Annotated in this window: 10 protein-coding genes and 4 pseudogenes; 8 read left to right on the top strand and 6 right to left on the bottom strand. The window is 70.6% G+C overall.

Features of this window, described 5'->3' with window-relative positions:
• Positions 1–1,258: pseudogene (gene hisS / locus GJ633_RS10900) on the bottom strand (histidine--tRNA ligase); the annotation flags it as partial.
• A 143-nt stretch (positions 1,259–1,401) separates the two neighbouring features.
• On the opposite strand from hisS, the gene GJ633_RS10895 reads away from it, so the two are divergent.
• On the top strand, positions 1,402–1,605 hold the full coding sequence (locus tag GJ633_RS10895; RefSeq protein WP_156588855.1) for a hypothetical protein: 204 nt from the start codon (positions 1,402–1,404) through the stop codon (positions 1,603–1,605).
• Between the two features lie 34 nt (positions 1,606–1,639).
• Here the strand turns inward: GJ633_RS10895 and GJ633_RS10890 are convergent, their stop codons facing one another.
• A complete protein-coding gene (locus tag GJ633_RS10890; protein WP_156588854.1) occupies positions 1,640–2,185 on the bottom strand; it encodes a CinA family protein in 546 nt (181 codons plus the stop codon).
• Between the two features lie 370 nt (positions 2,186–2,555).
• On the opposite strand from GJ633_RS10890, the gene GJ633_RS18275 reads away from it, so the two are divergent.
• The 3 genes from GJ633_RS18275 (at position 2,556) to GJ633_RS10875 (ending at position 4,442) form a co-directional block, all read left to right on the top strand.
• On the top strand, positions 2,556–2,798 hold the full coding sequence (locus tag GJ633_RS18275; RefSeq protein ID WP_321169027.1) for a hypothetical protein: 243 nt from the start codon (positions 2,556–2,558) through the stop codon (positions 2,796–2,798).
• A gap of 104 nt (positions 2,799–2,902) precedes the next feature.
• Entirely contained in the window at positions 2,903–3,160 is a 258-nt protein-coding gene (locus tag GJ633_RS10880; RefSeq protein WP_156588853.1) for a hypothetical protein, read from the top strand.
• Positions 3,161–3,263: 103 nt separating this feature from the next.
• Entirely contained in the window at positions 3,264–4,442 is a 1,179-nt protein-coding gene (locus GJ633_RS10875) for a PAS domain S-box protein (RefSeq protein ID WP_156588852.1), read from the top strand.
• Between the two features lie 87 nt (positions 4,443–4,529).
• Here GJ633_RS10875 and GJ633_RS10870 read toward each other — a convergent pair whose 3' ends face one another.
• Both GJ633_RS10870 and thiL read right to left on the bottom strand, forming a co-directional pair.
• A complete protein-coding gene (locus GJ633_RS10870) occupies positions 4,530–5,180 on the bottom strand; it encodes a thymidine kinase (RefSeq protein ID WP_156588851.1) in 651 nt (216 codons plus the stop codon).
• Between the two features lie 59 nt (positions 5,181–5,239).
• Positions 5,240–6,153 (bottom strand): annotated as a pseudogene (gene thiL / locus GJ633_RS10865) (thiamine-phosphate kinase).
• Between the two features lie 250 nt (positions 6,154–6,403).
• Here thiL and GJ633_RS17855 point away from each other — a divergent pair.
• Genes GJ633_RS17855 through aceA form a run of 3 tightly spaced genes read left to right on the top strand, consistent with a single transcriptional unit; the run spans position 6,404 to position 8,006 of the window.
• Complete coding sequence (locus GJ633_RS17855) at positions 6,404–6,727, top strand: hypothetical protein (protein WP_231741336.1); 324 nt, start codon at positions 6,404–6,406, stop codon at positions 6,725–6,727.
• Entirely contained in the window at positions 6,724–6,933 is a 210-nt protein-coding gene (locus GJ633_RS10860; RefSeq protein ID WP_156588850.1) for a hypothetical protein, read from the top strand. Before GJ633_RS17855 ends, GJ633_RS10860 begins: the two co-directional genes overlap by 4 nt.
• Positions 6,934–6,938: 5 nt before the next feature.
• Positions 6,939–8,006 carry an isocitrate lyase gene (gene aceA / locus GJ633_RS10855; protein WP_156588849.1) on the top strand — a complete coding sequence of 356 codons (1,068 nt, stop codon included), beginning with the start codon at positions 6,939–6,941 and terminating at the stop codon, positions 8,004–8,006.
• An 84-nt stretch (positions 8,007–8,090) separates the two neighbouring features.
• On the opposite strand, the gene GJ633_RS17205 is transcribed toward aceA, so the two are convergent.
• Both GJ633_RS17205 and GJ633_RS10850 read right to left on the bottom strand, forming a co-directional pair.
• The gene (locus tag GJ633_RS17205; RefSeq protein ID WP_197431315.1) at positions 8,091–8,255 is read right to left on the bottom strand and encodes a hypothetical protein; all 165 of its coding nucleotides are present in this window, start codon (positions 8,253–8,255) and stop codon (positions 8,091–8,093) included.
• A 93-nt stretch (positions 8,256–8,348) separates the two neighbouring features.
• Positions 8,349–9,059: pseudogene (locus GJ633_RS10850) on the bottom strand (ATP-NAD kinase family protein); the annotation flags it as partial.
• Between the two features lie 48 nt (positions 9,060–9,107).
• On the opposite strand from GJ633_RS10850, the pseudogene GJ633_RS17850 reads away from it, so the two are divergent.
• Positions 9,108–9,172 (top strand): annotated as a pseudogene (locus GJ633_RS17850) (hypothetical protein); the annotation flags it as partial.

Below are 9,172 nucleotides of genomic sequence, written 5' to 3'. Positions count from 1 at the left end.
GCCGTCGTCTCGTCGCCGGTCGCCATGTCCTTCACCGTCACCTCGCCGTTCGCGAGGTCCCGCTCGCCGACGACGATCACCGTCTCCGCGTTGATCGAGTCGGCGTACCCGAGCTGTGCGCCGAACGACCGGTCCGAGACGTCGCTCTCGACCACGTGGCCCAATTCGCGGAGCCCCCGCGCTATCTCGGCGGCCGTCTCGCGCGTGTCGCCCACGGAGAGCACGTAGTAGTCGGTCGACAGCTCCTCGTCGGGCCAGACGCCGGCGCGCTGACACAAAAGCTTCAGCGTCGCGTGGCCGGGCGCGACGCCGACGGCGGGGGTGGACTGGCCGCCGAAGCTCTCGATCAGGTCGTCGTAGCGCCCGCCGCCGAAGACGGAGCGGGACACCTCGCCGGTGGAGTCGAAGCACTCGAAGACGACGCCGGTGTAGTAGTCGAGCCCACGGGCGGTCGTGAGCGAGACCTCACAGAACTCGCCGGCGCCGAAGTCGTCGGCCGCGGCGAGCACGTCCCGGAGGTTCTCGACGGCGGTCACGACGTCGTCGCCGCCCGCCTCGGCGACCGCGTCGAGGTCGTCGACGGTCTCGACGTCGGCGATCAGGTCGTCGAAGTCGCGGGCGGTTGCGCGGGAGAGCCCGGCGTCCGAGAGCAGGCCGACGTACTCGCCGTGGTCGACCTTCGCGCGTTTGTCGACCGCGCGGATCGCGGCCGCGGTGTCGACCGCGTCGGGGTCGGCGGCGAGCGCGCGGACCAGCCCGCCGAGGATGTCGCGGTGAGAGACGCGGAACTCGAAGTCCTCGCCCGTGAGTCCCAGGTCCGTGAGCGCGTCGGCCGCGACCGCGAGCACCTCGCGTCGGCCTCGGGCGCCGACGACCCGAAGACGTCGACGTTGGTCTGGTAGAACTCGCGGAACCGGCCCTGCTGGACCTGCTCGTAGCGCCAGAACGGCCGGGTGGAGACCCACTTGATCGGCTTCGACAGCTCCTGGCCCTTCGCGACCACCATCCGGGCGACGGTCGGCGTGAGTTCCGGCGTCATCGACACGCTCCGGCCGCCCTTGTCGTCGAAGGCGTACAGCTCCTCGACGATCTCCTCGCCGGACTTGTCGACGTACATCTCGGTCCGTTCGAGCGCCGGCGTGGCGATCTCGCGGAAGCCGTATCGCGCGGCGGCGTCCTCGATCGCGTCCGTCACCTCGCGGCGGGCCGACTGCTCGCCGGGGTAGAAGTCGCGAAACCCTTTGAGTCCGTCGTACATGGGCGCGGGTTCGGCGAGCGCCCGCTTGAAACCATCCTTTCGACGCCGCGTTCCGCTTTCGTGCTTTCGACGCCCGACGCGTCCGCGTGCGTTCGCTCGCCGGACGGTGATCCGCTTATGTACGGTGACGACGCATCCGGCGTATGGACCGGACCGACGCCGCGCTCGTCGGCGTCGCCGGCGTCCTCGCGGCGCTCGTACTCGTCGCGGCGCTCGCCGGCGGCGCGCTGTTCGGCTTCGACGAGTCCCTCGCTCGCCCGATAGGGCTGCTCGTCGCGGAACCGATCGCGTGGATCGTCGTCGCGGCGCTGCTCGTCGCGGTCCTCGGCAACGCGTACATCGACTAGTCGGTCGCGTCGGCGCCCCGTCTCCACGGAGCGTTCACTCCCGATCCTCCGTCTCGCGCACCGCGCGCACGAGCGCGTCGAGCGCGGCGTCGACCGCCCTGCGTCTCACCGCCGCGCGGTCGCCGTCGAGGACGACGCGCTCGCTCCGCACGAACGACGCCTCCGTCCCCCACGGGGCGGCGTACGCGACGCCGAGGTAGACGAGGCCGACGGGCTTCTCCTCGGTGCCGCCGTCGGGGCCCGCGATCCCGGTCGTGGCGACCCCCCACGTCGTGTCCGCGCGGTCGCGCGCGCCGGCGGCCATCTGCTCGGCGACCGGCGCGCTCACCGCTCCCTCGGCGTCGAGCGCCTCGCGGGAGACGCCGAGCAGCTCGCGTTTGGCGTCGTACGCGTACGTCACGAACCCCCGGTCGAAGTACGCGCTCGCACCGGGCACCGCCGTCACCCGCGCGCCGAGGAGCCCGCCCGTCAGCGACTCCGCGGTCGCGAGGGACTCCTCGCGCGCCGAGAGCAGCGCGCCGAGCGTCTCCGACAGCGATTCCTGATCTCCCTCGTCGCCGCGATCGTGGCCGTCGTCCATGCGTTCGCTCCGTCCGCCGGGCCCGTGGCATTTACGCTCCGGAGGCCGCAAGCGAGCCCATGGTCGACTCCGATGCGTGACTCGAACGACGGCGACGACGCCGGCTCGTTCCTCCGGACGCTGGTCGCCGCGGCGGCCGAGGTCGACGCCGACGCGCTCGACGACGCGGCGTTCGCCGTCGTCCGTCGCGGCGACGATCCCGGGCCGGGAGCGCGGCTCACAGAGCTGGTCGCGGGCGACGCCGCGGTCGTCGGAGTCGTTCCCCGGATCGACCCGACGATCGCCCGGCAGATCGCCGGAACGTCGACGGGGACGTCGGATCGTCCTCACCGGGCGGGCCGGCGAGCGAGCCAGCGGCGTCGGATCGGGGGTGGTCCGAACCGCGCTGGCGGACCGCGGCGTCGAGGCGTTCGTCAACATCGGCGACCCGTCCGTCGGGGATCCATCCGTCTGCGACCCGCCCGTCGGCGTGCTCCTCGTCGGCGAGGTCGCCGTCGTGGGGCGATTCGACGACCGGGGGCTCGCCGCCCTCCTGTGGACTGACGCCCCCGCAGTGTGCGAGTGGGCGGCGACGGTCTGCCGGCGGCACCTCCGGGCGGCCGAGCCGGTGTAGCGGACAGGGAGCGGCGCGGCCGTGTAGCGTCACGGGTGCGGTTCGATCCCCCACCAGCCGGAATCGCCACACTGCTTTTAGCGCCGCCCGCCGAAGCCTCGCGTATGAAGCGGATACTGCTGCTCCTCACGGGCGTCGTCGGACTGGTAGAGATCACCGTCCCGCGGTCGTTCGTGCGGGCGTGGATGCGGGTGGCGTTCAGGAACGCCGAGGCGGCCGAGCCTCGCGAGTGGGTGTACGGCGCCGTTCGCGCCGAGGGCGTCGTCTTCGTGCTCGTCGCGCTCGTCGGACTGTTCCGCGCGGGCGCGGCGGACGGCGTCGGGGTATCGACCCGCCTCGATCAGGACGCGACAGACGACTGACGACCGGGATCTCGCGCGGTCGGCGACTGACCCGACAGACTCGTCGCCGGCACGTCCTCCCCACCCGAACACATATATCCGTTTGGTGGCTCGGTTCTCTACGATGGACCCGACCCGTCGCTCTGACGACGCCGATTCGTCGCGGATTCGGGTCCTGCACGTCGACGACGACCCGGCGTTTCTCGACCTCGTCGAGACCTACCTCTCGCGGATCGACGACGCGTTCACGGTCCGGTCCGCGACGGACGTCGACGCCGCGCTCGACGCGCTGGAGGCCGAACCGATCGACTGCGTCGTCAGCGACTACGAGATGCCGGGATCAGACGGGCTCGAGTTCCTCTCGCGGGTTCGAGAGCGCAACGACGCCGTTCCGTTCGTGCTGTTCACCGGGAAAGGTAGCGAGGAGATCGCGAGCGAGGCTATCTCGGCCGGCGTCACGGACTACATCCAGAAGCAGGGCGGCACCGATCAGTACACCGTCCTGGCGAACCGGATCCGGAACGCCGTCGACCAGTTCCGGTCTCGGGAGGCGCTGGCGGCCAGCCAGGAGCGGCTCTCGCGGTTCATCGACCAGTCCCCGCTCGGGACGATCGAGTACGACGAGACCTTCCAGATCGTGCGTGTGAACCCTGCCGCCGAGGAGATCCTCGGCTACGAGGAGTCGGAGCTCGTCGGCGGCACGTGGCTCCCCTTCGTCCCGCCGGCGTTCCACCGGCACGTCGCGGAGCTCGAACGTCGGCTCCTCGCGAACAAGGGCGGCTACCGGAGCGTCAACGACAACGTGCGCCGCGACGGCGAACAGATACGCTGTGCGTGGCACAACCAGGTGGTGACCGACGGCGACGACGAGGTGATAAGCGTCTTCTCACAGTTCGAGGACATCACGGCGGCGGAGGACCGGAAGCGGGAGATACGCCGGCAGAACGCCGTGTTGTCCACCGTGCTCGACACGCTGCCGATGGGGATGCTGGTCGAGGACGCGGACCGCCGGATCCTCCGCGTGAACCAGCGGCTGTACGACCTCTTCGGGATCGACGGCGACCCGGCGGACGCGACGGGACGCGACTGCGAGCGGTTCGCCGTCGAGGTGAGCGACCGGTTCGCGGAGCCGGAACGGTTCGTGGCCCGTACCGAGACGATCGTCTCCGAGCGCGTCCCCGTCGAGAACGAACGACTGGAACGGTCCGACGGACGGATCCTCCTCCGGACGTACCGACCGATCGACCTGCCGGACGGCGGCGGCCACCTGTGGGCCTACCGCGAGCCACCCGACGTTCGGTGAGTGTTCGGATCGCGACCGGGTCGCTCTCGCCTCTCGTCTTGGGCCTCTCTCTATTTCGAACCGGTCGCTTCCGTCTCCGACCGCGACTCAGTCGTCGGTCGCGTCGATCGGTCCTTCGGAGTCGCCGCCGGCCCCGTCGCGGTCGGGACGCGCGCCGGTCTGCACTACGTGACAGTCGCGACACCGGGCCTCGTAGGACTCCTCGGCGCCCACGAGGATCGTCGGGTCCTCGGCGTGGGCCGGCTCGCCCTCGATGAGCCGCTGGTTCCGCGAGGCGGGCTCGCCGCACACCGAACAGATCGCCTGCAGCTTGTCGACGTACTCGGCGGTCGCCATGAGCTGCGGGAGCGGCTCGAACGGGTCCCCGCGGAACGTCTGGTCGATGCCGGAGACGATCACGCGCACCTCCCGGTCGGCGAGCGTCTCGCAGACCTCGACGAGCGCGTTCGAGAAGAAGTTCGCCTCGTCGACCGCGACGACCTCCGCGGACGGGTCGTCGTCGAGGATCGCGAGCGGCCCGTCGCCCTCGTTGGCGACGACGGTCGCGTCCCACTGCCGGCCGGTGTGTGACCCGACCGTCGCCTCGCCGTAGCGGTCGTCGACGGCGGGCTTGTAGACCGCGACGGACTGGCCGGCGATCTCCGACCGCCGGAGCCGACGGAGCAGCTCTTCGGTCTTCCCCGAGAACATCGACCCAGTGATGACCTCGATCCACCCGGATCGGGTGATCGCGTGCATGGCGATCCGGCCGCGCCCCACCGTCTAAACGATTTCTCTCCCGGGCGACGGGTCGCCGCTCACCCGTGCGTGTACCCGCGGTCGGGGAGGGGGTCGCCGTCGACGGTCACGCCCTCCCCGGCCTCGACGACCGTCCCGACCCGCGTCAGCCCGGCCGGACACGCCGCGCGGGCGGGGGCGACCCCGGCCTCGGGGACCGCGGCGACGAGTTCGAAGTCCTCGCCGAAGTGCGCGGCCAGTTCGAACCGCTCGGCCGGGCCGTCGGCGACCTCGTCGACCGCGGGGTGGACAGGGAGCGCGTCGCGGTCGAGCGCGAACCCCACGTCGCTCGCCTCCGCGAGCTGGTGGAGCGACCGCGCGAGCCCGTCGGAGGAGTCCATCGCGGCCGTCGCGCGACCGGCGAGGGCGAGCCCGTCCGCGACGCGCGGCGTGATCCGGAACAGGTCGTTCGCGCGCTCGACCGCGCGCTCCGAGGAGCCCCCGTCGCCTTCGGTTCCGCGCTCGAACAGCCGAATCGCGGCCGCGGACCGCCCCCACTCGCCGGTGACACAGAGCACGTCGCCCGCGCTGGTGCCCGACCGCGTGAGTGCCCCGCGTCGGTGACGTCGCCGATCGCGGTCGTCGCGGTCGTGAACTCCGAGTGCGTGTCGAGGTCGCCGCCGACGTACTCGGCGTCGACCGCCTCGCAGACGTTGACCGCGCCGGCGACGAAGTCGTTGAGTTCGGCCTCATCGAACTCGTCGTCGGCGTAGACGGCGACGGCAGCGGTCGCGTCCGCCCCCATCGCGGCGACGTCCGAGAGGGAGGCGCCGACCGCGCGCCACCCGGCCGTGTACCGCGTCGTCCCGTTCGGGAAATCGGTCCGGTCGTGGAGCATGTCCGTCGTGATGACCGTCTCCCCGACGACGGCGGCGTCGTCGCCGGCGTGTGGGAGGTCGGCCGCCAGCCGCCGGAGAGCCTCGCGCTCGTTCACAGTACGTGAGGGGAGAACGCGACGACTTAGAAGGGATCGGTCCGTCTGCGCCGATCGTGGTGGACGGTACCGTTCGACATTTAAACCCGTAAAACAACATAATGAGTATTATCATTATTAATCATTATGTTTATTACCGACCGGTCGCTCGAACCGAGTGCGATGACAGTATCCGTACGCGGACGCCCGGCACCCCGATACGCCGACGACTCGATCACCAGACGACCGCCACAACCGCCCACACGACCCGATGACGACACCTGACGACACGACACGCACGCCCGACTCGACGACTCGCCCGCCAACTGACCCGACCGCGGATCGATCCACCGATTCGACGCGGACCGCCGACGCTTCTGCACGGACGATCCCCGGACGCACCCCGACCACCGAAGAGGCGGGTGCGCCGCTGGTTCCCGCGACGACGCCACCGACGGACGACCGTCTGTCGGCTCCGAGCCGGTTCGACTCGACCCGCCGTCTCAGCCCGCCGGCCGCCGCCGAGCGAGACGCGCCGCTGGTCCCCGATCTGCGCCCGACCCGCCGCTCGCGGACCGACGGAGGGGCCCGATGACCGGCACGCGGAGCCGACGCCCCGAGGCCGCCGTCCCGATGGCCGGTACCGGGACCGGCCCGCGTCCGGACCCGACCACGTTCGCCCGCCAGCCCGCGGACCGGCGATCTGCGACCCGGCGAACCGACGAGCGACGGGTCGCCGACCGACAGACCGACGAGCGACGTGCCGGGGATCGAACGACCACCGACGCACCCACGGAGTAACACCGATGCACCCCGACGAACTCGACGACGACGTCCACACGAGAGACATCGACAACCCGGCCGGCCGCGAGCTCCGCGAGCTGTTCGCGGCGCAGGACTACACGTTCGCGCCCGGGATCTACCACGCGCTCGACGCCCGCCTCGCGGAGATGGCCGGGGTCGACGCCGCGTACATGAGCGGCTACTCGACCGTCCTCGGTCAGTTCGGCTTCCCCGACCTGGAGATGGTGACGATGACCGAGATGGTCGAGAACGCCAAGCGGATGGTCGAGGCGACGAACCTGCCCGTCGTCGCGGACTGCGACACCGGCTACGGCGGGATCCACAACGTCCGGCGGGCGGTCCGCGAGTACGAGAAGGCCGGCGTCGCCGCCGTCCACATCGAAGACCAGACCACGCCGAAGCGCTGCGGCCACATCGCGGGCAAGCAGATCGTCTCCCGCGAGGACGCCCGCGCGCGGTTCGCGGCGGCCGTCGACGCCAGGCAGAGCGAGGACACCGTGATAATCGCTCGGACCGACGCGTACGGCTCCGCCAACGGCGACTGGGAGGAACACGTCGAACGCGGCCGGATCTACGCCGACGCCGGCGTCGACCTCGTCTGGCCGGAGATGCCCGACCCGTCCCGCGAGGACGCGGTCCGCTACGCCGAAGCGATCCACGAGACCCACCCCGACCTCGACCTGGCGTTCAATTACTCCTCGTCGTTCGCCTGGAGCGAGCAGGAGGACCCGCTCACCTTCGCGGAGCTCGGCGACCTCGGCTACCGGTACATCTTCATCACGCTGTACGGGCTCCACTCCGGCGCGCACGCGGTCTACGAGGACCTGGCGAACATCGCGCAGAACGACGAACAGGCCCAGTTCGACCTGGAGGACCGATACCTCGGCCACGAGACGGAGAGCCACCACGAGCTCTCGTTCGTCCCGCGGTACCAGGCGATCGAGGCGCGGTTCGACCCCGAGGCGCGGGCCCGCCAGCAGGAATCCGCCGGGTTCACCGAAGACGAGAGCGACCCGATCACCGCGGGCGACGGGGACGAGCCGACCGCCGCGGAGCAGTCCGACGACTGATCGCTCGGCCCGCGACGCCGATCCGACTTTTTTCGAACCGACGATAGACGGCGCGGCTCGGTCCGTCGGCTACCGACTACCGATTCACGCCGGAAGCGTGTTGATCCCGTCGACCTCGACGAAGCCGTACCCGCACTCCGGACACCGCCACTTCTTCTTTTCGCCCAGGTGCAGCGTCATCGCCGCGGTCCGGTAGAACGGCTGCTCCCTGCCGCACGACGGACAGTCCACGTCCTTTTCGAGCGCCATACGAGCCGATCCGTCCGCGGAGACTTTGAAGCTACTGATCCCCCACCGGACACGCGACACGCACCCTGTCTGCTACGCGGTCGTCACCGTCTGTTATACGATCTTCATTATGCGCGTCTCGAACTTCCCGACGCGGACGCGGACCCACCCCGACAGCTCCGCGTCGAGGTCCGGGTCGTCGGTGTCCACCCGAAGCACGCTGACCTCGTCGAGCTTCGCTCGCGAGGCGACGATCCGCACCTCACACCGCCGGATCACCGCGGGCGACAGCTGCTGGTTCCCGCGGCCGAACACGAACCCCTGTCCGCCGATCGGCGAGACGACGATCACGTTCTCCTCGCCGAGCGCGTCGAGGATCGCCGACTCCGTCGCGTCACGGACGACCACCTCGCCGTCGCGCCAGACGTCGACGCCGATCGGCGAGGGCTCGAACCCCAGCTCCGCTTTGATCGCGCCGACCGTGGACCCGGGGCCGAGCACGAAGGTGACGCCCTCGCCGTCGCGCGCCCGGACGTCGTCGGCGACGCCCTCGGCGAGCGACTCGACGGTCCCGCTCGCGGTCTGTTTCGACGACTGGAGGTCGTCGGCGACGGGGACGTGCGCGACCGCCGCCAGCTCCGGCCGGACCTCGCCCTCGCGGTAGGCGTCCTCGTCGATGTCCATCACCTCGCGGCGCTCGGTCCGCGAGAAACTCGCCGCGATCTCGGCGGCGTCCTCGGGCGAGACGCCGAAGACGGACGAGTAGACCTTCACCCCGGCGGGGACGCCGAGCATCGGGACGTCAGTCCCCGAGACACCAACGGCCTCCCACTCGGCAGCCCGCAGAATGCACCATGGACACGGCTTCACGAGGCACTCGTTGCAGGAGAGGTGACGCTCATTGCGTTTCTGATCCTTGTCGTGTGTGTCCAAGGTCG

The organism is Halorubrum sp. CBA1125, assembly GCF_009742825.1.
Classification (GTDB): domain Archaea; phylum Halobacteriota; class Halobacteria; order Halobacteriales; family Haloferacaceae; genus Halorubrum.
This window is presented reverse-complemented; position numbering and strand designations above follow the sequence as displayed.